The organism is Bradyrhizobium denitrificans, from assembly GCF_013179005.1.
Classification (GTDB): domain Bacteria; phylum Pseudomonadota; class Alphaproteobacteria; order Rhizobiales; family Xanthobacteraceae; genus Bradyrhizobium; species Bradyrhizobium denitrificans.
Genome location: NZ_JABFDP010000029.1, coordinates 21,654 through 45,072 on the forward strand (window position 1 = coordinate 21,654; position 23,419 = coordinate 45,072).

Annotated in this window: 22 protein-coding genes and 2 pseudogenes; 9 read left to right on the forward strand and 15 right to left on the reverse strand. The window is 59.5% G+C overall.

The features are described 5' to 3' along the window. Positions 1–179 precede the first annotated feature (179 nt). Both HL671_RS28800 and HL671_RS28805 read left to right on the forward strand, forming a co-directional pair. The gene (locus HL671_RS28800) at positions 180–443 is read left to right on the forward strand and encodes a hypothetical protein (protein WP_146160394.1); all 264 of its coding nucleotides are present in this window, start codon (positions 180–182) and stop codon (positions 441–443) included. 589 nt (positions 444–1,032) lie between these two features. Continuing rightward, positions 1,033–2,340, forward strand: a complete 1,308-nt coding sequence (locus HL671_RS28805) for an Nramp family divalent metal transporter (RefSeq protein ID WP_021078719.1) — start codon at positions 1,033–1,035, stop codon at positions 2,338–2,340. Between the two features lie 323 nt (positions 2,341–2,663). Here HL671_RS28805 and HL671_RS28810 read toward each other — a convergent pair whose 3' ends face one another. Then, entirely contained in the window at positions 2,664–3,350 is a 687-nt protein-coding gene (locus HL671_RS28810; RefSeq protein ID WP_021078718.1) for a ZIP family metal transporter, read from the reverse strand. A 114-nt stretch (positions 3,351–3,464) separates the two neighbouring features. On the opposite strand from HL671_RS28810, the gene HL671_RS28815 reads away from it, so the two are divergent. Further along, on the forward strand, positions 3,465–3,707 hold the full coding sequence (locus HL671_RS28815; RefSeq protein WP_021078717.1) for a DUF2171 domain-containing protein: 243 nt from the start codon (positions 3,465–3,467) through the stop codon (positions 3,705–3,707). Between the two features lie 346 nt (positions 3,708–4,053). Here HL671_RS28815 and HL671_RS39210 read toward each other — a convergent pair whose 3' ends face one another. Beyond that, positions 4,054–4,317 carry a DNA-directed RNA polymerase subunit alpha C-terminal domain-containing protein gene (locus tag HL671_RS39210; RefSeq protein WP_106940465.1) on the reverse strand — a complete coding sequence of 88 codons (264 nt, stop codon included), beginning with the start codon at positions 4,315–4,317 and terminating at the stop codon, positions 4,054–4,056. Between the two features lie 1,078 nt (positions 4,318–5,395). Here HL671_RS39210 and HL671_RS28825 point away from each other — a divergent pair. Continuing rightward, a complete protein-coding gene (locus tag HL671_RS28825; RefSeq protein ID WP_168470984.1) occupies positions 5,396–7,504 on the forward strand; it encodes a carbohydrate porin in 2,109 nt (702 codons plus the stop codon). Positions 7,505–7,713: 209 nt separating this feature from the next. Here the strand turns inward: HL671_RS28825 and HL671_RS39215 are convergent. Further along, positions 7,714–8,013: pseudogene (locus tag HL671_RS39215) on the reverse strand (transposase); the annotation flags it as partial. Here HL671_RS39215 and HL671_RS28835 point away from each other — a divergent pair. Then, positions 8,005–8,568 carry a hypothetical protein gene (locus HL671_RS28835; RefSeq protein ID WP_168470983.1) on the forward strand — a complete coding sequence of 188 codons (564 nt, stop codon included), beginning with the start codon at positions 8,005–8,007 and terminating at the stop codon, positions 8,566–8,568. The pseudogene HL671_RS39215 and the gene HL671_RS28835 overlap by 9 nt on opposite strands. A gap of 542 nt (positions 8,569–9,110) precedes the next feature. Then, on the forward strand, positions 9,111–10,172 hold the full coding sequence (locus tag HL671_RS28840) for a DMT family transporter (RefSeq protein ID WP_035651180.1): 1,062 nt from the start codon (positions 9,111–9,113) through the stop codon (positions 10,170–10,172). Between the two features lie 286 nt (positions 10,173–10,458). Here the strand turns inward: HL671_RS28840 and HL671_RS28845 are convergent, their stop codons facing one another. Beyond that, positions 10,459–11,151, reverse strand: a complete 693-nt coding sequence (locus HL671_RS28845) for a DDE-type integrase/transposase/recombinase (protein WP_106940467.1) — start codon at positions 11,149–11,151, stop codon at positions 10,459–10,461. A gap of 6 nt (positions 11,152–11,157) precedes the next feature. Between HL671_RS28845 and HL671_RS38065 the strand changes: the two genes are divergently transcribed. Further along, complete coding sequence (locus tag HL671_RS38065) at positions 11,158–11,499, forward strand: hypothetical protein (RefSeq protein ID WP_146160395.1); 342 nt, start codon at positions 11,158–11,160, stop codon at positions 11,497–11,499. A gap of 290 nt (positions 11,500–11,789) precedes the next feature. Here HL671_RS38065 and HL671_RS38840 read toward each other — a convergent pair whose 3' ends face one another. The 11 genes and pseudogenes from HL671_RS38840 to HL671_RS28895 all read right to left on the reverse strand — a co-directional run bounded on the left by HL671_RS38840 (position 11,790) and on the right by HL671_RS28895 (position 21,441). Beyond that, positions 11,790–11,924, reverse strand: coding sequence for a hypothetical protein (locus HL671_RS38840; protein WP_021078713.1), 135 nt, complete (start codon positions 11,922–11,924; stop codon positions 11,790–11,792). Positions 11,925–12,024: 100 nt separating this feature from the next. Further along, positions 12,025–12,288, reverse strand: coding sequence for a hypothetical protein (locus HL671_RS28850; RefSeq protein WP_021078712.1), 264 nt, complete (start codon positions 12,286–12,288; stop codon positions 12,025–12,027). Positions 12,289–12,396: 108 nt separating this feature from the next. After that, entirely contained in the window at positions 12,397–13,038 is a 642-nt protein-coding gene (locus tag HL671_RS28855; protein WP_021078711.1) for an NrsF family protein, read from the reverse strand. After that, a complete protein-coding gene (locus tag HL671_RS28860) occupies positions 13,035–13,592 on the reverse strand; it encodes a sigma-70 family RNA polymerase sigma factor (RefSeq protein WP_021078710.1) in 558 nt (185 codons plus the stop codon). The genes HL671_RS28855 and HL671_RS28860 overlap by 4 nt, the downstream gene beginning before the upstream one ends. A gap of 97 nt (positions 13,593–13,689) precedes the next feature. Then, a complete protein-coding gene (locus tag HL671_RS28865) occupies positions 13,690–14,058 on the reverse strand; it encodes a hypothetical protein (protein ID WP_035651174.1) in 369 nt (122 codons plus the stop codon). Positions 14,059–14,130: 72 nt separating this feature from the next. Further along, entirely contained in the window at positions 14,131–17,328 is a 3,198-nt protein-coding gene (locus tag HL671_RS28870; RefSeq protein ID WP_021078708.1) for an efflux RND transporter permease subunit, read from the reverse strand. Further along, positions 17,325–18,758: an efflux RND transporter periplasmic adaptor subunit gene (locus tag HL671_RS28875; protein ID WP_021078707.1), complete on the reverse strand. Its 1,434-nt coding sequence runs from the start codon at positions 18,756–18,758 to the stop codon at positions 17,325–17,327. The genes HL671_RS28870 and HL671_RS28875 overlap by 4 nt, the downstream gene beginning before the upstream one ends. Then, complete coding sequence (locus HL671_RS28880; protein ID WP_280710568.1) at positions 18,755–19,879, reverse strand: TolC family protein; 1,125 nt, start codon at positions 19,877–19,879, stop codon at positions 18,755–18,757. The genes HL671_RS28875 and HL671_RS28880 overlap by 4 nt, the downstream gene beginning before the upstream one ends. A gap of 116 nt (positions 19,880–19,995) precedes the next feature. Beyond that, positions 19,996–20,400 (reverse strand): FixH family protein, encoded by a 405-nt coding sequence (locus HL671_RS28885; RefSeq protein WP_021078705.1) that lies wholly within the window; start codon positions 20,398–20,400, stop codon positions 19,996–19,998. Positions 20,401–20,498: 98 nt separating this feature from the next. Then, positions 20,499–20,855 (reverse strand): hypothetical protein, encoded by a 357-nt coding sequence (locus HL671_RS28890; RefSeq protein WP_021078704.1) that lies wholly within the window; start codon positions 20,853–20,855, stop codon positions 20,499–20,501. Positions 20,856–20,962: 107 nt separating this feature from the next. After that, positions 20,963–21,441 (reverse strand): annotated as a pseudogene (locus tag HL671_RS28895) (DUF411 domain-containing protein). Between the two features lie 238 nt (positions 21,442–21,679). Here HL671_RS28895 and HL671_RS28900 point away from each other — a divergent pair. Then, complete coding sequence (locus HL671_RS28900) at positions 21,680–21,949, forward strand: flagellar biosynthetic protein FliQ (protein WP_021078703.1); 270 nt, start codon at positions 21,680–21,682, stop codon at positions 21,947–21,949. A gap of 236 nt (positions 21,950–22,185) precedes the next feature. Further along, on the forward strand, positions 22,186–22,920 hold the full coding sequence (gene flgF / locus HL671_RS28905) for a flagellar basal-body rod protein FlgF (RefSeq protein WP_021078702.1): 735 nt from the start codon (positions 22,186–22,188) through the stop codon (positions 22,918–22,920). Positions 22,921–23,419 lie beyond the last annotated feature (499 nt).

A 23,419-nucleotide genomic window follows, 5' to 3' on the forward strand; every position in this document is an offset into this window, starting at 1 on the left:
GGGCGGAAGTCGCGCTGGGGTGGATGCCGACCCCCAATTCACGAAAATCGGAACGGGATGCCCAGCAGGGGGGTTCCATCGAGAACTCTCCGACTGAAAAACATTGTGCGGTAGTTTGGGTCCCGATCGTGTTGGACTATTGGCTTGAACTGGGCTGTTAACGTCCGCATATTCGAAGAATGACCGACAAAGCGCCGTTCACGATTGAAATTCTGGGATTTGTGCACGACTGCCCGGTAATTCTTGATCGAGTGGTAGGCGGCTCCTTGTACCTTGAGGAAGCCAAGCGAATAGGTCAACATTTGCTCTCCATCGCGCAGGGGCCACAACCTCAAGGCTACCGGGTCCTGACGAACGACCACCAATTGGTGTTTACTTGGCGTTCTGAAGATAGTGATGGAAACTCATCTCAAACGCATTCACATACCGAAGCAGTTCGCTAACGATGCGGGTGGCTTTCGGTTAATTCACTGCGTACCACGCGAACACATCCATCAATCCGATTTACATCCTCCGACCCGACTGCGGAGCGCGTTCGGCGATTTATTTCTAGCCAATTCTGCAAACGAATTCGGCCCACGAGGAAAAAAACTTCCTGCGCCGGGCGAATTTTTTTAGGCGAGAAAGCGAACGACGCACCGGCGCGTCACCTAGGCAAAAAATTCTTTGCGAACCCGATCACCGTCAACGCTGCGCCTACCGGTCCAACGACCGTAACCCAAGGGTGGTCTGGAAATGCGCGATGTAGCAAGATACCGGCGACGGTCGCCACTAAGGCGGTCATCGTCAGAAGTCCAATTATAAAAACAGCCGTTTGGCTTCGGGACGCCACCTGTCAACCTTTGCTAGATTCGGCCTAATGTGGAAGGATCGTTCAGATAGAACATAGCAAAATACATTGGCGGCAGCGCATTTTTCTACAACCTCGTCTTCCAAATGAAGGCGTCTTGGCCATTGTGGAACTTTGGTCGTGCCTTGAGCGTATTAGAGAGTAATTGGACCTAGTTTTTTGAGATCTTTGAGGCCGGTTGGATGAATTCGTCGGAAAGCGCCGCCAAAGCCGGTCCTAGTCCCGTCGTCGGCCGCAGCAAGCCGCGGCTGCTCGGCGCCCTCGGTCCGGGCCTCATCACGGGTGCCTCGGACGACGATCCGAGCGGCATAGCCACCTACAGTCAGGCGGGCGCCCAGTTCGGGTATTCGCTGAGCTGGACCATGTTATTGACTTACCCGCTGATGGCGGCGGTCCAGATGATCAGCGCCAGGATCGGACGGACGACGGGCCGTGGTCTGGCAGGCAATCTGCGCCAACATTATCCAAACTGGCTCCTACAAACGTTTGTTGCGCTGCTGACCACGGCAAACACGATTAACATCGGCGCCGACCTGGGTGCCATGGCCGATTCTACGAGTTTAGTCCTCGGCGGTTCGAGAACGTTCTATGTAGCGCTGTTCGGCGCTATCTGCATCGGCCTGCAGGTCCTGCTACAGTACACCCGATACGTATCCTATTTGAAATGGCTAACGCTCGCGCTGCTCGCTTACGTGGCGACATTGTTCATGGTGGACGTGCACTGGGGCGAAGCGCTGCGCCAGTTCGTCATGCCGTCGCTCACCTGGAAAACCGAGTACATCCAGACGATCGTTGCCGTCTTCGGCACAACGATCAGTCCCTATCTGCTGTTCTGGCAGGCCTCTCAAGAGGCGGAGGATATTCGCGCCGTGCCGCAGCGACAGGTCCTTAAGCGGGTGCCCGAACAGGGTCCCGACGCCATCAAGCGGATCGAAATTGATACCCTAATCGGCATGGGGATTTCTAACTTCATCGCCTTGACTATCATTCTGACGACCGCTGCAACGCTCAACGTATCGGGCGTGACGAACATCGAAACTTCCGCCCAGGCGGCCGAGGCGCTTCGTCCAATAGCGGGAAATTACGCTGCGACGATCTTCGCACTAGGCGTGGTAGCCACAGGCCTTCTCGCCATTCCCGTACTCGCCGGGTCGGCAGCCTATGCGGTCGGCGAAGCTCGCAAGTGGCCGATCGGTCTGGCCCGCCAGCCCCAAGAAGCGAAGGCTTTCTATGCCACTATCGTGATGGCAACGGCCGTTGGAGTGCTGCTCAACTTCACCCCGATCAATCCTATTAAGGCGCTTATTTGGTGCGCCGTTATCAATGGCATCGTCGCCGTGCCGGTGATGGCCTTAATGATGCTGATGGCCGCCAACACGAAGATCATGGGTCAATTCACTATCGGTGGTTGGTTGACGGGGCTCGGCTGGATCGCGACCGCCACCATGGCCGCAGCGGCACTTGCGATGGGCGTCACGTTTTTCATGTGATCGTGTCGATGTGGCCGGCCATGAGGTGGGATCCAGCCGATAGCGTCGCAAGCGCGATTGCTTCGTCCCACTCCGAAAGGCGCGCGCTTAGCGGCCGCCGTCGCGCAACGGCTAGAACTACCTGCACGAGCGAGTTCAGTCCGCTGAAGCCTGCCAGGTAACGAAGGGCAAGCGAGAGCGTGCCACCCGTACTGACTGCAAGGACTGCCGCTAGAGCAACCGCCAGCGCGATCTCCCACCCGACTTTGGTGAGCCACTCACGTAGAAGGCTTGTTTGCACGCATTAATCTCCGGGGGCGACAGGCGACGACCCGGATCGGTGTTCAGCCTGCGAGCTCATCTAACAGCAGAATTAGCAAAAAGCCTACGAAGAACAGGCTGGTGACCCACGGCTTTTCCGGAGCCGAATGCGCCTCGACCAACAGCTCTTCCGTGACGAGATATAGCAATGCAACCAACCCAAATGAAAAGAAGGCCGCGATCCAAAAGTTTGGAAGATGGCTAACCGGGATGCCGACGGAGGCACCAAGGGGCAACAAGATCGCGATCCCGCCAACGACGGCGAGAACATTTGCAGGCTTTCGAATCGACTCGGACAGTTCGCCGGTCAATGAAAGGCCGAGGAACAAGACTTCCGTCGTGAGCGCAACCGTCAGTAAAAAACCTTGTTTTGCGCCCGCTGCGAAACCGATGCCCAACACCAGTCCATCGATGAAGATATCCACCGCTACCATGACGATGAGACCGGACGTGCCTTTAGTCATTTCGCCGAGGCGCTTGATAAGTAGCATAAGCACAATGCCGGCCGCCCCTCCCAGGATGACTGCCCAAGCTGACTGACGGTGTTTGATGTCGGGCAGAAGCTCTCCGGCGGCGGCGGCGAACACCACACCGGCGGCAAAATGCTGGATAGCACCAGCGAATGTGGGCGACGGCTTCCGCCAGACCGCCGCGGCGGCGCCGACCACGACGGCTACGGCCGGGATCAGCGTGTACATCCAAGCGGACATTAAGAGTTCCGCTCTGTCGGCCGCGCCGGTGAGTTGGGTAAGAGACGTTCTTTCCAGAAATGCAACCTAATCCCCGTTAGCGAGTTTTTAATTTCTATACCAAAGGAGTTTCCCATGACAGATACCTCGCAGATCAAAGAGCACATGGACGTCGTCTCTTCCGACAAAAAGACAGTCGGCAAAGTCGACCATCTTGAAGGCTCCGACAAGATCAAGCTGACCAAACAGAGTTCGCCCGACGGCGTTCACCATCATTTTATTCCCGTTGGCTGGATCGATCACGTCGACCAGCACGTCCATTTGACAAAATCCGACGCGGAAGTCACTGCCCATTGGCAGCACGAAGGCATAAAGTAAGACGCAGATCGGGCCGGCGAGAAACGTCGGCCCGTTGCCTTACACGACCTCTTCCGGAGCAGCTTTGTAGATTACGTCCTTGCTCGTCTCGATCTGGGCCCGTGACTGGCCGGTTGAGAATCATGAGCGAGTGAGTCCGAGACGGACCGGGTAAACATCCGCGCTAATGCCGCGGCGCCAGTCGGTCGAAAGGTGATATTACCGCCGTTCGCACCGCTGCAGTCAGACGCCACCCAACCGATAGTTCCATGTGCGAATGCGCCGAAGCCCAGCGAAAGTTGATTGGAGCGCAGCTTGAGAAAGGATCGCGCAAGTTAGCAACAGTCATGCTTGTTTATGAAGTCGTTTACTTGACTTCATCATCGCCGTCTCGCAGCTCCGATGGGAGGCAGCTAACTCCCTGTGACGACGGAAGCCCGAGGGTCCTTCGCAGATATTGCAGCGAATTCTTATCGACACTCGGCAAACTTAAAAATTCAGCATCTGCCTTATCGCGAACCTCGCCGACGGTTTTTAGACCGGCCGAATTCAGTAGGTTTCGAATTCTCTGCGGAAGTCGTACACTTTCAATCAGCGTGTTATCCGGGAGCTCGGGAGCTGGATCAATCATCTAGTCACTCCAATGCACTCCGTACGGCATTATCAGGGAGCACAATTATCGGTCTTTCCGAGTTTCAATTTAGCTTGAGTTTCTAATATGACCAAGTGCCGTCGAATCGATCCGCTACTACTTCTCAAAGGGTCATTGGCACCCTAGGCTGCCTGACTGGCATGAGTTATATTTTCGCGTTCGGCGGCGGACTGCAGGACAAGTCAGTCCAGCCATTCATTGCCCGGGATTTCCTGATCTTCCTCTATGCCTGACGGTGCGGTCATCCAAGGCGATCCTGGGGTCGTCGGCGCCACGGTTGCTTGCAATGCGAACCTGCCTGATTGTTCTCCGGCCAAGAGGACCGCGATGGATCAGATGCGCATTTGTCAACGATCCCTGATCGACGGTGAGACGCGACTGGGATGACACTGGCAGCTTGAGGCCTTTGCGCAAACAGCCTTCGAATTTGGCTTAGCGGCTATTGAACAACTTTCCGGTTGCAAGCGATTGGGCTTGGCCGTCGCCGCAACTCAACAAGTTCGGCCCCGAGCGGCGGGAGCGTGATACGGACCGCCGTCGAAAATGCGCGATGTCGGGGAGCCATTGGAGTTTTTCGGCTGGCGAGCACAATCTTTCGCTACGCGACGACAGCGCAGGATTCACATAGCGGTCTTCGAGCTGTCTTATAAGTAGCGCGATGGCTGGAGCGGTTCGGAGGCATGGTCGGCTCTGAGCGGCCAGCGAAGCGCCAAAAGGTCGAGCAGGATGTCACATCAATTGATCGAACCGTTAACAGGGGCTGGCGACGAGTTATGTCGTTCTCGTCATTTTGACGTTACGCCTTTTGACGTTACGGCCGCCGATTCGGATCATCATCCGACAACTGATCACGCAGGCCAAAACCGGCTTGGGGATCGGACTTATGTTGGAATAACAGTCTTCACCATGTCTGAGAAGCAGTGATCTCGTCCATTGAAGAGTGCGGGCGTCGCTCAATGCCCATTCGTTCTTGCAATTGCGAATTAGTTGCAATAATGCTTTGGGATGGATGTCATCTTTCTTTGGTCTACTTTAGCGTTGGGTAACGGGGCGCGTTATGAAGCGAGTGTCCAACTTTTTGGGTGGCACCTGGATAGTGCTTGCGACGTGTTCTGTCGCGATCGCAGGTGACCTTCCCGTAAACCTTCCGGTCAAGGCACCTTTGCCCTACGTCTCGAAGGCTGCGGAGGTGACTGGTTACGATTGGAACGGTTGGTACATCGGCGCCCATGCCGGGGTGATCAAAGGCTCTTCAAACTGGTCCGCAACTGCGCCGGGAGCCGGCGGTCCAGGTTTGAATGGATCATTCGATTTTCCGTTCAATTTCGATTTCATGGGCGGAACGGGCAGCTATTTCGCCGGACTGCAGGGTGGGTATAATTACGTTTTTCAGTCTCGCTGGATGCTGGGTTTCGAGGCCGACGCTAGCTTTCCGAATTCGGACGTGCAGGTACCCTTTTCCGTGCGTGGCAGTCAGACGGTCACCTCGCCCTTGACCGGCCAAGTGATCTACGGAGAGGCGGTCATCCATTACGGAAGTGCCCGCGCTCGCCTCGGCTACGCGTTCGAGCATTTTCTCCTCTATGGAACGGGAGGATTGGCCTGGACCTACAATCAGGCAACGCGGGATCAGGTGACCGGTTTTCCCGCTGGCGGTTTCGCAACGCCGGGAACCGTGGACACGAGGCTGCTGTGGCGATTGGGGTGGGCCGCGGGAGCGGGCATCGAGATTCCGCTCACCGGCAACTGGACCGCAAAAGCCGAGTATCTGTCGACTGGATTTGGCCGCAAGGGCGTGACATTCCCGGCCGCAGCGGAGGTGTTCGCATCCGACCTCGCCATGCAAAGCGTCCGGCTTGGTGTGAACTACCGGATCGGTGGAGATAACGCTCACATATCGGACTTCCTGGCCAAGGGCCCATCCGCTCTGGAAACAGACCGCGTCGCGTTCCACGCCCAAGCCACCTACGTCAATCAGTATGCCCCTCCATTTCGGGCTCCCTACAGCGGCCAGAACAGTCTCGCACCGAATATCGGCCGCGAGACTGCAGACGTAACCTTGTACGCAGGCGTCCGGCTCTGGGAGGGCGCCGAAGCATGGGTCAATCCGGAAATAGATCAGGGCTTTGGACTGAGCAAATCGGTCGGCGCAGCGGGTTTCCCAAGCGGCGAGGCCTACAAAGTCGGGGCGAGTTACCCGTACACGCGTCTGCACCGGGCATTCCTGCGACAGACCATCGACCTCGGCGGCGAGGTTCAGAAAGTCGATGCCGGGCTCAACCAGTTTTCCGGGTCGCAGACTTCGGATCGGTTGGTGTTCACTGTCGGAAAATTCAGCGTCGGCGATATCTTCGACACCAATAAATACGCCCATGATCCTCGCGTCGATTTCATGAACTGGACCATCATCGACACCGGAACGTTCGACTATGCGGCCGACGCCTGGGCTTACACCGTCGGCGCGGCCGCGGAATGGTACCAAGGTCCCTGGACCTTGCGCGCCGGCCTATTCGATCTATCCATCGCACCGAATGCCACCCACCTCGATTCACAGTTCGGACAGTTCCAGTGGGTCGGCGAGATCGAGCGGCGATATGCCATCTGGGATCAACCCGGGAAAATCGCGATCAGCGGATTTCTGACACGCGGCCGGATGGGAAGCTTCCAGGACGCGATCCAGTTGGCTGCAGTGAACGGAGGACCCGCCGATATCGCCGCCGTGCGGCGCTACCAAAGCCGTGGCGGCATCAGCATGAATCTAGAGCAGCAACTCATCCCCAATGTCGGCCTGTTTGTCCGAGCCGGGGTCGCGGATGGCAGTAAGGAGCCCTATGAATTCACCGACGTCGATCGAACCGTCGCCGCCGGCCTATCGATTTCCGGAAAGCAGTGGGGGCGGGATAACGATACGTTCGGCATAGCCGGTGTCGTCAACGGGATTTCCGGCGTGCACCAAGCGTTTCTCAATGCCGGCGGACTTGGAATCCTGGTTGGCGATGGCAAGCTGCCAAATCCGGGCAGCGAAAAAATATTCGAGACTTATTATAGTTTTCCGGTATTTTCCACGAAGGTTACGCTGGACTATCAGCTCATCGCAAATCCAGCGTACAATCGCGACCGAGGCCCAGTTTCGGTGCTCAGTTTTCGCGTGCATTCGCAATACTAAGCAATTCTGATCGCGCTCTCGGTTAATCCCAGTGCGACTATCAGCATATGAAGCATCACGATGATGGTGTGGATGACACCCACTCGACGGCATCAAATGTGGCAGAGTGTTGCCGAAGCAACAAAGAGAGGAGTAATCCACAATGCATCCTACCACCATCGGCTCTCGCCAAGCACGTCTTTCAAGTGCATGGCGTGGAGGCTGCGGGTAAAGTAGGGGTTCTCAACCCCGCGCTCGCAGAGCGCTTCATCGGAGAGGTCATAGGCGCGCTTGAGGATCACCCCAGCCCCGCCATCAATCGCGTCGGCAGTGGCGGGCGGCCCGGATCATCGGTGTAGACCGCCCCAGACTCCCGTTCCAGGAACCCCCAATTCCACCGTGCGCCCCAGCGCCGCCAGCGGATGCTTCAGATGATCTGATCGAGCCGCGGAATGATCCTGCTCTCCCGTCGTGCCGGCGGCCGCATCTGGTCCCTCGCCAAAGCTCTCAAAGGCGCGTGAATGACAAATCAAATTTGCAAGGAATCCCCTTCCGCACACCCGATTTCCGGCAAACTAAATTGCCTCAGAGAACAGGTCACGCTGAAGCGCCTCATCAAACAAGCGTATCGCCAGCGTGAAATCGCCGCGATCTTTCGCAACCAAGCCGGCCTGTGGGAGATCGAAAGGGTCGCGTTGGGCGAAGCTCGGGAGACGAGGCATATCGGCAAGGCCGTTGCCGTGGTCAGTCCAAAAGCGACCACCCATCGACCATACCTTACCTCACCTCAACGAGGGGGCGCCACCGGCGCAACCGCCTCGTGGTGTCAACATCCGGTAACTGCCGTAGACCAGTGCGGCAGTTTCAGTCGGCGAGGAAGCCCTCTCGTAATAAAGTCTCAGAATGCAACACTCTTACAACCCGGCTCGACTGCAACGGGCTTCGACAGGATTTTTTTACTGGCCGATGCCTTACCTGATATCGGCCGGTCCACGGCAACCATGTGTTTGATGATCGCGGATGCGACCCCTACCGCAGCCGCCAACGAGATCGCGTGCGGACACATCGGGCAATCTGACGGTTGACGGAGATGCTACACCAACCATCACCACGGGAAACGCCGGTTTAGTCTGAAAAGACCCGATGGCTTGGCAAGTTGACCATGTTGCGGCCGTGAACGCCATTACCAACATTGGGAAGCGGATGCGACACATTGGAGCCTCCGCAAGCAAGCAACCAATGGGATCCTTACTCCATAACGGGCCACTACGAAACTCAAATTAGGCCACAAGCGGTTAAAACAGGTGAGCTAGTAGGAGCGGTTGGGCAGGACGATCCTAGCCGCGATCGCCGGAAGCACCCCCATGAGGGAAGACCTGCCAGATGCACGTGCAAGGACGCTATTAGAAATACTAATTTAGCGACTGCCGGCGAGAAGCCGTTCGCCTCTGTGTGCGGCGCAATATTTTCATCGACTTCGTGGGCCGTTGTTGTTTGATCCAGAACTCATCGGAGATCATGATCCGGCCTATGTTCGGTACAGCTTGCAGGAAAATGGGCATTGGGCCTTGAATAGCGACGTCACGTTGGATTTCAACCTAGGTGACGACACATGTTAGAGTAACGGATGTCCGAAACTCCTCGTTCTCAAATCTGGTCGGGGGTTCCGATGGCGTTGGCATCCGCTGTGTTGTTCGGTGCCTCGGCGCCTCTGGCTAAGGTTCTCCTGGGTTCGATTGCGCCGCAGATGCTGGCAGGTCTCCTGTATCTAGGCGCGGGAACGGGATTGACGATCGTCTATCTTGGGCGGGCCGCTTTTGGCGTTCCTGTCGCTGAAGCAAGTCTGCGACGCGTTGATCTGCCCTGGCTGGCCGCTGTTGTGATTTTAGGGGGATGTCTCGCCCCGTTGCTGCTCATGATGGGTCTGCAGCGCACCTCCGCTTCGTCGGGCTCCCTGCTCCTCAATCTCGAAGGCCTTGCCACAATGGCCATCGCGTGGGTGATCTTCAAAGAGAATGTCGACAGTAAAGTCTTGCTGGGAGCGCTTGCGATCTTGACCGGCGCGGTGATCCTGGCATGGGATGGACAAAGCATCACGATCGATGCCGGCGGAGCACTGATTGCCGGGGCCTGTTTGGCATGGGGCCTCGACAACAATTTTACGCGCAAGCTTTCTGCTGCTGATCCAGTCGTCACGACCATCATTAAGGGACTAGTGGCCGGAACCGTGAATATGGGGCTGGCGCTTGCAATTGGCTCAGCGCTTCCGCCTCTTTCCGTGATCGGTGCTGCGGCCTTGGTAGGCTTTTTCGGCGTCGGGGTGAGTCTGATTTTATTTGTGCTGGCGCTGCGGCATCTGGGGACCGCCCGGACCGGCGCTTATTTTTCGTTGGCGCCCTTCATCGGAGCGGTTGTGGCGATCCTGCTTCTGCGCGAGCCGCTCACCCCTCAGTTGGCACTGGCAGGGTTGCTAATGGGCGGCGGTATTTGGCTGCATCTCGCCGAGCGGCATGAGCACGACCACGAGCATGAGTTTCTAGAGCATGACCACAGCCACGTCCACGACGAGCATCACCGACATCATGCCGAAGAGATGTTGGAGCGTCATTCACATTGGCATCGCCACGAACCTATTCGACATAAGCATCCACACTATCCCGATTTGCATCATCGACACCGGCACAATTAGATCTGCGCACGCAGGAACAAGCGAAATTGGCAACGCAACTGCGGCGGCGGTGGCGACCAATGGCCATCGTACCAGCAGCGGGGCGGCGTATCGTGTGCAAGTTCAAGACGTCCCGGCCAATCAAAGCCGCCGTCCCCTGCCGCAGTGAGCCACTCGTTCGCAGCGTCTGGCTCGAGGCCGGCCAGGTCTCAGGGACATTCAAAGCTACGTTCGAGGCGAAGTTTGCGGAGTTGGTAGATTATGCAAGGAAGCAGCCGGGACCAGCCTAGGCTACGGATCTTGTTATCTAAGCTGGGAGGACTCCCCTGGCCGCGAAGCACGCTGCTGCAGCGCAGCCATCGTGGCCGTGCAGCCCGAGGATCCGAGACGCTTTCCGCAGAGAAGCCTGCGCACCCCCCGGGGCCTCCCGTTTGGCAAAACGGCCGTGCAGGGCCCCTACACTCGCCTGCCCTGCGAAGGTGTTTGGTCCCGGAAGATTAGCTAGAGCTTCGCACGGCGCGAGATAGTCGAGGCATTTGAGGCGGGTACGGTTGTAGTCCATGACGAAGCGATGAAGAAATTGATCGCGGTCGAGGTGAGAATGGAATAGCCGGCGGGCGATGCCACGTTTGGGTTCGCGGCCGATCGCTTCGACGATCCGTCGATTGAAACGCTCGACCAGGCCATTGGTCTGCGGACGGTAGGGTCTAATCAGGCGGTGTTGAATGCCCCGCTTTGCACAAACTTGATCGAACGGATGCTGGCCAGATGGCTTGTCGATCGGCTTGTTCTTCTTGTCGACGGCGAAGCGGTCCGTGAACTCGGCGCCATTGTCGGTAAGAATGGTGTGCACCGGATGCGGGAAGTGGGCGAGGAAACGTTTAAGGAATTCTTCCGAAGTCCTGGCATCCCGGTTTTGATGGATCTCCATGTAGACGTAGCGAGTGGCCCGATCGATCGCGACGAAGGCGTAGCTTTTACGTCGCTCGAGGGCCGGCAAATGTGGATGAAGCCGACAGTGGCCTGCTCAAAGATGCCAACAGCAGGCTTGTCGGGCTTCGGCCTTTGGTTCAGACCGTGCCGCTTCAGGCAGCGATGGATCGCGCTACGTGACAGCTTACAGTTGACGCAGCGCCGCATCACCTCGACGATATCATCAAGTGGCAACTGCAGCCGCGTCCGCAGCTCGCAGACGAGCGCCTCCTCCATCAGCGAGAGGCTGGTCGTCAGCTTTTTTGGCGTATGCGAACGATCGCTGACCGTAGTACGGGTGCGCCACCGCCGGATTGTGGTCTGGCTTACGCCGAGTTCGCTCGCCAGTTCCGCGATCTTCTTTTTGCTGCGCTGAATGTAAGCCCGGACCTTAGGCGTGGTCGTAGCGTTGGCGTGCAGGTTCAGTTCCATGACGCAAGGCGCTCCCTGACGTAACAGACGCCTCTTTCTACACCGATTCCATTCAACCAATCTTCCGGGACCAAACACGAAGGAAGGGTCTCACGGGGGTCGCCGCGGGCTCACAGGCCTAAATGCTCAATTTCCCATGCCCCTTGGCCGCGGACAACGTCCAGCGGCATGCGACCGGGGTCATATCTGCTCACCTCCGGCACATTGAACCGACGGACCCAGTCCCCGAAATCTTCATTCCGGCCGAGCCTGGTTTTCGGAACGAAGATATTTCACAAGCGCTACTGCCGCCAATATTAAAACGACGATGACCAGCACGCAGACCAGACCCATGCCCCAAGACATTGCGGGCGAAATACCGTTCATCATGGATCACCTCGTTTTGTTGAAGGCGCGAGAGGTCGCAAAATCTTGGACGGTTCGTCGAGGTCGGTCTGGGCGACCGGCGCATCAGTTTCTGCCGCACCCATCATCTGGACTTGGGACCGCCTTGGTAACGCCAGGCTGATCCGCCGTCGTTCACGTTTGGCGCGGAATGCAGGCGTGACGGTATCCGGTCGTAAGCGAACGCGGAATTCGGATCGCCTTGTGAGCTACCGGTCCTGGCTTGTGCGCTCTGCCTGGCCTCATTCGGCCAATAGCTTTTGTCGGTGATCGTTGATCCGGCAAATGCAGACGCCGACGCCGCCATTAGCGGCAACAAGAGTGAAATCGTGAGAAGTTTTTTCGTCATGATCCGGCTCCATCAGTTCTTCGAAGCGCGTCTTGTGCGCTTCTACTTATGAGTTCGGACCGTTTCGTTCGCCGGTTACAAGCTCACGCTGACGTGACCGGCAAACGCTCACCAACGCAATAGTCGTGGCCCCATTGCTGCGCCCGCTAAGGTGCAAAGCACAATCGTGCCGCCGTACCAAACCGCTACAAAAGGCAGGGAATCGTCCGCGCAATGCAGCGCATACGCCATCGCGCTAACGCCGCCCGCAACAAGTCCCGCGAAAGCACCCGTGCGAGCAAGGTTCGTAGGCGCCGCCTGTCGAACGGCCCAGATAGCGACGGCGAAAGGAACGATCGCGATGACCGGAATGGAAACAAGGCATTCGAGCCATTCGTCTCCGATGATCATCTTGGTCCAGTGCGAGCTTGGCGCCAGCCCGAGGCTGATTGCTGCAAGCGCCACGATGACAAGAAACGGCACCGCAACGAGATACGATCGAGGTTTTCGCTCCCCGCCAGGGCGCGCCAGCTTTGCGAGATAGACAAGCGCGAGGCTGAAAATCCCGACCGCGAATGAGACCTTTGTGGCGACGAAACCCAAGGCGCCGGACGTCACCATGTCCGGACGGACGCCCAGCCCGAAGATCGTGATTCCCAAGGCCAGAATTGAACCTGCCCCAAGCGCGACCAGAAGCGTGCGAACGACCAAACCGCGGTCGACCGGCTCGGGATTGGTACTCAGGAGGGCCACAAGCTCGTCAGTCTTCATGTCCGCTTTTCCCGGCCGATCAGGGTAGCCAGTGCTTTGAGTCCCCGGTGGATGTTCACTTTGACCCCCGGCTCGGAGATGCCGCATCGTACTGCCGCCTGCGCGATGCTCAACCCGTCCAGCTTCACGGCCTCGATGGAACACCGCATGTTTTTCGGTAGTCGCTCCATGAGCCTCCTAACATCGTAGCTACTCTCCGCGCCGACATTGTCGTCGTGCGCCATGATTGCATCGGCCTCCTCGATAGGCACGTCGGCCCGCGACGTGCGGGTACGCCGCAGGAAATCGATCAACTTGTAGCGCGCGATCGCATGGACCCAAGGCGTCAGAGGCTCGGCAGGATCATAGGTGTGCCGCTTGAAGTGAACCGCCAATACCGCCTCCTGAACGAGATCCTCCGCTTCTGCCGCACCCCTTCCCATCCTGGCGAGCTTGCCCTTGTAGTAGGCCCGCAAACGGCTGCTCAATCGCTCGAGCAGCGCGCGGTGCGAGGCCGCGTCGCCGTCCAGGCTGGCAAGCATTAGCGCCTTGAGTTCGATTTCGTGGGTCGTCATGCTTGCGTATCTCTGTTAGTTCGCCGGTCCGGCGGATTTGGTTACAGCCGAAGATGACCGGCCTCAAAAATAGTCGGAAAGGTCTGCTGCGCTTCGGCTAGGCCTCAATGCGCTTTGCTTGCCGATCGCGTCTTTTCCGCTCCTCGCATTCGTGCAGCAATTCGGGGCCGGCCCAGACCGCGGTTCCATCGTCATCCACGATGAGCGGCATGAAAAGGTTCAGGGTTTCGCTCAGCCGAACGACGCGGCCCAAGGCGCTCTCGTTGTTCGGATGCGGCTCGCATCGCAGGACCAGATCGCCGGATGGGCGGGAATCGACCTCAGGCCGCTGCTTCCAGCGCCGCAACAATTCCTGGCAGGCAAGCTCGACGGCGCGTGGCACCGGCCTGAGGTCACTTTCCCAGTATTGAACTGCGCCGCGACTCATGCCGAGCAGTTCTCCCGCCACGATCTGGTTGATGCCCAACTTCTTCCGCCACTTTTTGAAGTCCCACTGGTCCCTCACATCATCCTGGCGCCGAGGAGGGACGGCGCTTCGTCACTCTGCTGCTTGCGAGCGGTCGAAATCACTTGCCGTCTTCCGTTCTTGGCTATTCCGGTCCACGGGGACGGCTGAGCCCGGTTCGCGCGGCAACCCAAACCCCTTGATCAGCGCGTAGACCGCGGGGATGACGATGAGCGTCAGAATGGTGGACGAGATCATGCCGCCGATCATCGGCACGGCGATGCGTTGCATGACCTCCGAGCCGGTACCGGTGCTCCACAAAATCGGTATAAGGCCTGCCATGATGGCGACAACGGTCATCATCTTGGGCCGCACGCGCTCGACCGCACCCAGCATGATGGCCTCGTTCAGATCCCGCCGCGTGAACGGCTTGCCTTCCGCCAACCGTTCGGCGTGAATCTCCTTCATCGCATGATCGAGATAGATCAGCATGATGACGCCGGTCTCGGCAGCGACACCGGCCAGCGCGATGAAGCCTACGGCCACCGCGACGGACATGTTGAAACCAAGCCACCACATCAACCACAATCCGCCGACGAGGGCGAACGGCAGCGACAGCATTACGATTAGCGTCTCGGTCAGCCGGCGGAAGTTCAAGTAGAGCAGCAGGAAGATGATCAGCAGCGTGACAGGCACCACGATCTTCAGCCGCGCGGTGGCGCGCTCAAGGTATTCGAACTGTCCGCTCCAGACGACATAGTTTCCCGGCGGAAATTGTACGCTGGCGGCCACGGCGGCCTTGGCATCGGCAACGTAGCCGCCGAGATCGCGGTCGCGGATGTCGACGAAGATGTAGACCGCGAGTTGGCCGTTTTCGGTCCGGATGGACGTAGGCCCGCGCGTGAGCTTGATCGCTGCAACCTCGCCCAGCGGGACAGTCCCCCCATTCGGCATCGCGACGAGAACATCCCGGGCGATGGATTGCGGGTCGCTACGCAGGTCGCGTGGGTATCGCAGGTTGACGCCGTAACGCTCGCGGCCTTCCACGGTGGTGGTGATCGTCTCTCCGCCGAGTGCCGAAGAGACCGTGTCCTGCACATCGCTGATCATGAGACCGTAGCGCGCAAGCGCCTCCCGGTCAGGGACGACATCGAGGTAATAGCCGCCGATGACCCGTTCGGCGTAAGCGCTCGACGTGCCGGGAACTGCTTTCACGACGGTTTCGATCTGGCGGGCGAGCTTTTCCATTTCCGTCAGGTCTTTTCCCAACACCTTTATGCCGACCGGTGTCCGGATCCCGGTCGCGAGCATGTCGGTACGGGCCTTGATCGGCATGGTCCAGGCGTTGGAGACACCGGGAAACTGCAAAGCCTTGTCCAGTTCGGCGATGAGGCCGTCGACGGTCAGGCCCGCACGCCATTGCGCCTTGGGTTTGAGATTGACGATCGTCTCGAACATTTCGGTCGGCGCGGGGTCGGTCGCCGTTTCGGCGCGTCCCGCCTTCCCGTAGACCGACTCGACTTCCGGAAAGGTCTTGATGACCTTGTTCTGCGTCTGCAGGATTTCCGCCGCCTTGGTCACCGACAGGCCCGGCAACGTCGTCGGCATGTACATCAGCGTGCCCTCGTTGAGGCTCGGCATAAACTCCGTTCCGAGTTGCCGGGCCGGCCAGAGGCTGATCGCCAAGGCGACAAGCGCCAGAAAGATGGTCAGCGTCTTGGCCCTTAGTACGCCGCGGATCATCGGGCGATAGATCCAGATCAGGAACCGGTTGATGGGATTCTTGTGCTCCGGAATGATCTTGCCGCGAATGAACAGAACCATGAGCGCCGGCACCAGCGTGATCGACAGGATCGCCGCCGCCGCCATCGAGAAGGTCTTGGTGAACGCCAGCGGGCTGAACAGCCGGCCCTCCTGCGATTCCATGGTGAAGATCGGCAGAAAGGATACCGTGATGATCAGCAGGCTGAAGAACAGCGCCGGGCCGACCTCGCTTGCAGCCTCGATGAGGACCTCTAGGCGCGGCTTGTCCGGTGGCGCCCGTTCGAGATGCTTGTGGGCATTCTCGATCATCACGATGGCGCCGTCGATCATGGCACCGATGGCGATGGCGATGCCGCCGAGGCTCATGATGTTCGATCCGATGCCGAGCACCTTCATCGCGGCGAAAGCCATCAGGATGCCGATCGGGAGCATCACGATGGCGACGAGCGCGCTGCGCACGTGCAGCAGGAAGACGATGCAGACGAGCGCGACGACGATGCTTTCCTCGGTAAGCGTCCGCTTCAGCGTTTCGATCGCGTCGTGGATCAGGTTCGAACGGTCGTAGACCGGTATGATCTCGACACCCTTCGGAAGCGCCGAAGCCATCTCCCCCAGGCGCGCCTTCACATTGTCGATGACGTCGAGCGCATTCTGTCCGAAGCGTTGCAGTGCGATTCCGCTGGCGACCTCGCCCTCCCCGTTGAGCTCGGTTATGCCGCGGCGTTCGTCCGGGCCGAGTTCGACCCGTGCGACGTCCTTCAGCAGGACCGGCGTGCCCTTGTCGAGCTTCAGCACGATGTTCGATAGGTCGGAGAGGCTCTTGACATACCCCCTGCCCCGCACGACGAATTCGAACTCGGAAAGCTCGACGGTGCGCCCGCCCACGTCCATGTTGCTGCCGCGGACCGCATCGCGCACCTTCGCAAGCGGTATGTCGAGCGATCTCAACCGGTTCGGATCGACGATGATGTTGTATTGCCTGACGAAGCCGCCGACGCTTGCGACCTCGGCCACGCCTTCCGCTTTGGAAATTCCGTATCGGATGGTCCAGTCCTGGATCGACCGCAGATCGGCCAGCGATTTGTCCTTGGACTGCAGCGCGTACTGATAGACCCAGCCGACGCCCGTCGCATCGGGCCCCAACGTCGGCGTCACGCCGGCGGGCAATTTGCGCGCCGCGGCGTTGAGGTATTCCAGCACACGCGAACGCGCCCAGTAGATGTCAGTGCCGTCTTCGAAAATGATGTAGACGAACGAGACGCCGAAGAATGAAAACCCCCGCACCACTTTCGATTTCGGTACGGTGAGCATGGCCGTCGTCAAGGGATAGGTGACCTGGTCTTCGATGACCTGTGGTGCCTGACCTTTGTATTCGGTGTAAACGATGACCTGGGTGTCGGAGAGATCTGGAATCGCGTCGAGCGCCGAGTGCTGCAGGGCATAGACCCCGGCCGCAATAGCGAAGATAGCGCCGATGAAAACGAGCATCAGGTTCCGGGCCGACCAATCGATGAGCCGCGCGATCATTGTGGTTTCTCTCCGGTGTCGAGGCCCTTGAGCGCCGCCTTGAGATTGCTTTCGGCATCGATCAGGAAGTTCGCGGAAGAGACGACCTTGTCGTTTTCGGCGAGCCCTTCCTTGACCTCGACGAGGCCGCCGCCGCGGCGCCCGATCTTCACCGCCCGCGGTTCGAAACGGCCCTCGCCCTTGTCGAGCAGCACAAGCTGCCGCTCGCCGCTGTCGATCACCGCGCTGCTGGATACGGTTACGACTGGAGTTTCCGTCCCCGTGGCAATTTCGACGTCGGCATACATGTCCGGCCGCAGCACGTCGTCCGGGTTGGGTAATTCGATCCTGATCCGCGCGGTCCGCGTTTCCGGTTTCAGGTGCGGATAGATCACAGTGACTTTTCCCGTGAACGGTCGGTTCGGATAGGCGCGCAAACGCACGGTGGCGGTTTGTCCGAGTTCGATGAGCGCAAGATCGCGTTCGGCGACGTCGACCATCACCCAGACGACATCATGGTCGACGATCCTGAAAAGCACGTCTCCGGGCGCTGCACGCATCCCGTTAACGGCCGTCCGCTCCACGACCTCACCGTCCTGCGGCGCAGGCCAGTTCAGGTAGACCGGGACCTCGCGCGTCCGCTCGATGTCGGCAATAAACCCATCGGGCGCACCGAGGTTTTCGAGGCGGCGGCGCGCCCCTTTCAGGGCCTGCCCGCTGATGCCGGCTTCCGGACGGGCGTTAAGGGCCGAGAGATATTCGGCGGCGGCGCTCGACAGGTTCGGGCCGTAGATGCGCATCAACGGCTGGCCCTTGCGGACGTGCGTGCCGGTCGTGACGTTGTCGACGGTGTCGATGAAGCCCTCGAACCGGAGCGAGACGACGGACACGCGCCGCTCGTCCTGCTGTACCGTAGCCGGTGCGCGGACCATCGTATTCAAGGAGCGGCGCTCCGCGACCTCGGTCTGGACACCTGCCTTCTGCAGCTTGCCCGCGCTCACTTTGACCGATGAGTCGTCGTCTTGTTCGCCCTCATATACGGGGAGATAATCCATCCCCATCGAATCCTTTTTCGGCGTCGGCGACGTGTCCGGAAGGCCCATAGGGTTACGATAGAATTTGATCCGCCCGCGTTCGCCGCCCTTCGCAGTCATGGCTTCCGGAGCGTGCTCCTCGAAGCTCACATCTTCGCTGGCGCGGACCGCCGAATATTCCTTGCCCGACGGCGTCTTCTTCGGCGTCATGGAATAATCGGGCGCGCCGTCCGGATCACGGTAGTAGACGATCGGTCCTGTCGCAGCCGGTTGAGCGGAACTTGGCTTTGCCGCTGCGGGAAGTACGGCGGACAGCCATCCTGGAAGCGGAGCGCTCGAACGTCCGACGGCCAATCCGACCACTCCGGCGGCCAGGATCGCCGTAAAGGCTAACAAAGCACCTACTGGCCGTCTCATAGCGAACCTCCGGCCAGACGTTCCATTTCGGCGTATTTCGTTTGAAGTTCTACCTTGAGCTTCAGCAGGTCGAGCTGGACAGCGCGAAGCCTGCGCTCCGCCTCGAAGACCGAGGAAAGATCGGACGTGCCGGCCTGGAAACCGTTCCGCGCATTGTCGAGGGATGATCGTGCAGGCGGCAATTGGCGCGACGCGTAGATCTGCACGACCTTCCGTAGCGCATCGACGCTGAACCATGCGTCGGCGATCTGTCCGTCGACCCGCAGCCGCAGCGCCTCGCTGCGGGCTTGCGCGGCGCCGAGACGCGCGCCCGCCGCCCGCTGTTCGGCGTCCTTGACTTCATAGTGCAGCGGCAGCTTGACGCCGAGCATGAACTCGCCGGTATCCTCGGTCCCGGGCCGCTGCACGTATTTCGCGCCGAGCGTGACGTCGGGATAGTAGTTGAGGTCGGTAAGGGATTTGGTCTGGGCCGCGGAATTGCTCTGGGCTCCGGCCAGCGCCAGCATCGGGTTAGCAGAGCGCGCGAGTGCCTGAACCTGCGCGAGGCTGATTGCCTTGATTGCTCGAAAGCCGGTCGGCGGAGCCAAGGGCGCCAGGGACGGACGGCCGATCAGGGCATTCAGCCTGGCCGCCGCTGCCTTCTGTTCGCCTTGTCGGCGGACGACGTCGCCGTCGGCGGTAGCCGCTTCGATCTCGGCCTTGATGACGTCCTGCCGGTCGACCGATGTCGTGCCGTATCGCGAACGCAACAATCCGAGCGTCTCGTCGTACCGCCGCTTGATTTCGGTGGCGACCCCAACGGCTTCATACGCCGCATTGTATTCGCCATGTGCTGTAATGACCTGCGCGATGAGTTCGGTCACGGTGGCACGGCCTTGGAATTTTGCGGCATCGGCGTCGGCCGTGGCGACGTTGCGCTCGAGGCCGTATTTGCCCCAAAGCTTGAGCTCCTGGTCGATGCCTATGCGGCGCTGTCCCACGCCCTGCCGGTTGACGTCCCAAGCCTCGAGAATGAGGGTCGGGTCAGCCAATACGCCCGCCGTCCCGATCTTGTGAACCGCTGCATCGAACTCGAGCGCGGCCGCCGCCACCGTCGGGTTGAGGCGTTTGGCAACCGCCACGACGCTTTCCGCGGTAGCTCCGGGCAAAGTCTGCTCGGCTGCCAAGGCCGGGGACAACCACAGCAATGCTGCGGTTGCTCGGATTGCGGCGAAGCCAGTGATTCCGGCTGAGCGGATCACGGCGTGGCCTTGATGACGAGCTTGCTTTCAACCGTCCCGGTTTCGCCTTGAACCTTGGCGCCGAGGGACAATTGCCAGCCACCTTCCATAGTTATGGCGGCCTTGAACTTATAGACGCCCGGCTCCGTGCTCGGCATCGCCTCGATCGACGTTTTCATCGTGTCCATGCCGTCCGGAGCCATGTCCAATCTCTTTGCGAAGATCACCGCATCGGGAACCGGCTTGCCGTCGGGCTTGTGGATCAGGCGGACCGAGATGGTTGCGTCCCCCTTCTTGACTGTCTTGTCGACCAGTTGGAATTCGTAGTCCTTGATGTCGGCGCGCGCGAGCGTGGCCGAACCTGCCAAGGAAGCGGCGATCAACGCCGCCCGGAGGGCGGGCGCGAAGGCATACTTCTTCATTTTACAAATCCTCGATGACCCGATGCGCCGCGAACGGCGGCGTGCGTTAACTGCGCGGCCCTGAGACCGCGCAGCAGCAGACGGCGTGGAGACGCCGATCAGATCGCGATTCGAGGGGGATGATCCGGAGGGGAACCGATGAGGCCGTCCGCAATCAAGTCGTCGAGAGGGAAAAGCAGTCGGCTGGTTTGAAAGGAAACTTGGACACCGTCCGTTGGGGATGGTTCGGCCTGCGCGATGGTCAGCATGCACATCGCGACAAGCGGACAATCCCGGCAGTTATTGCTTTTTTGGCCGTCCGGACAGCAAGGCATAGCGTCCGACATCGCGGCCATATCGGTCATCTCAGCGGCAGCCAGACGCTTTGCCGCCGCCGGCGTGACCAGCGGCGCAAAGACGAGCCCTACGATCACGAAGATCGCAAGCATACGACCGATGAGTCGGCGAAGATTCATTGCCTACCATCCCACGGGATAGGGAACTTGGGAAGGACTATCCCTTCACATCTTCGCCAGAGGCGTTTCCAGGCCAAATGAGAGTTATCGGTTAACCAAGAAGCGCTTCAACTCGCGATTTCGGAGCCGATAAACTGCATGAATGACCGCCGGCCGGTGGCCCCGAAAAGGACCACGTCGTACTTCCGGGGGGGGGGCCGCCCTCCATTCCCGGCGATCCCGCCGGCATGCCTGGAACCGCAAGTCCGATGGCGGTTGGCCGTTTCTCCAACAATTGTCGCAAGGCGAAAGCGGGTACATGGCCTTCGATGACGTACCCCCCGATTTCCGCAGTGTGGCACGCTGCAAGGTCGCCCGGCACGCCGAGGCGCTTCCGGACTGCCGGAAGCTGCGCCGTCTCCTGGACAGTGACGGTGAATCCAGCGTCCTTGAGGTGTTGCACCCAACCCGTGCAGCATCCGCAATTCGGATCCTTGTGAACGAGGATGGCTGGCGTCTGCGCCGAGGCGGGATACCCCCGCGCAACCAATCCCGCTGCGAAGATCGCGAGCGCACTTCGCCGAGTCACTGTGCTTAATTTGTACATCTTCTGGACATCCCCTGACGTTCAGCAAGGATCATATCTAGGTCTTCGCGACCGCGGGCCCAAATCCGCGTGATCAGCGTCCCTTTCGCCCTCGGAAACAATCTGCCGGCCATCGGCCTCATGCCGCGAGCAGCTTGCTTTATTTGAGGCTGGCGGTGACCCTCTGCAAAGGATGGCCATTAACCAGTTGTTAACCATCGCAGATGCAAAAGACCATATTGCAGCAGGGAGATTCTTCATGAACGGTCTCGAAGTGATGAGCGCTGCGCACGATGCCATCATCACGGTTGTCGTGATTTCGGCACCCTTGTTGATCGTCGGTACCGTCGTTGGCGTCGCCGTCTCGCTGTTCCAGGCCCTTACGCAAATCCAAGAGCAGACGCTCATTCAAACCCCCAAGATCCTTGCGACATTCGTTACTTTTCTGATCGCGTTGCCCTTCATGGCTGAGACTTCGCATAACCAATTTTTGCGGATGGTCGCGCAAATCAGCATGCCCACCAATTGACTCTTTTGCGCGTGGCCATCCGAGCCGGTCTATGAGCATTCGTTTTCCTGGTGGCTCGGCAAGCTGCGTCTTCGAACGATGTAAGCCGCAAAGCATTCTTTCGCTGCCCTCGTCATCTGGTTGCGTTTGCTCCTCGCGCGCGGCGCAAGCCCCGTAGTGTCCGAACACTCCAGAGGCGCTGGGATTCGGAAATCTGCTACACTCGGTCCAACTGAACCGGCTGATTCGGCGATCGCATGGGCGAGACCACGATTATTCATCTGTCGAGACTGATCGCGCTGGAACGCAGGCTCGACAACGTTGCCAACAACGTCGCCAACGCTGACACGACCGGCTTTCGTGCGCGCCAGCTTTCCTTTCAGGAATATCTCTCGCCGGCGAAGGAGGGCGAAGCCGACGGAAAAAGGGAGCGCCCGGTCTCGTTGGTGAATGCCGGATTCCAGTATCCGGACGTCTCCGGGGGCGCCATTCAACTCACCGGAAATCCTCTCGACGTAGCCATCGTCGGAGACGGCTATTTTGCCGTCCAGACGCCGCAGGGAGAGCGCTACACGCGGGCCGGCGCGCTTACCACCGATGCCACCGGACGCTTGGTCACTATGGAAGGCCAGCCGATCCTTTCCCGGACTGGTCCGATCACGATCGCACCCGAAGAGCGCTCATTGACGATCGCCGCCGACGGCACCATCAGTTCCCGGCAACGGATTCTCGGCAGCCTTCGCCTCGTTCGGTTCGACGGCCCTCTTCAAGCGGTGGGGTCTAACCTATTTCAGAGCCAGACTCCTGCCCTCGATATTCCGACGGGGTCCGTGAAACTGTCGGTCGGCGCTTTGGAGAAATCCAATGTCCAGAACGTCCAGGAGATGAGCCGATTGAGCGAGGTGACCAGGTCCTACGAACAGGTAGGTGGGCTCCTCAAGAATTCGCAGAGCGTCGACGATCTGAACAAGCTAGGAACCGTCCCCGACTGAATCGTCCGCGATATCAGGTTTCTGGATCTCCGGTGAGAAGCGCGATGGCCTCCTGAAGCAAAAGCGAGGGCGGTTGTGTCCGGACCGTTGTCAGCGCGGCTGACGAAGTTCGCCGGCGAGCCAACCCACGGCGTCGGTCTTCATCCTCTTGCGCGCCGTCTCGTCGACGAGATCGACGATTACCGACGGGAACGCGCAACCGGGCCGAAACCGAAATAGTCTTTGTTCGGGGGCGTCTCTAGCGGCCCCTGTTGCTCCCTCCCGAGGGCTGTGGGCCCCAGGAGCCCCCGGTTTCGCAAAGCGTCCGGGATTTGCCGGGCGCACCCTCGCCTGCATCGGAAAGCCTCCCACCGAGGTCGCGGCGGGCCCACAGGCGTATCGGTCGCGCCTTTGCCCGAGTTAGTCGGGTGCAGTGACGTCGTCGCGGGCCGCGGGCTGGCCGCTTAAGGTCGGATCGAAGCGCGCGCGTCCGAATCCCGCCGGCATTGCCAAGGACAGA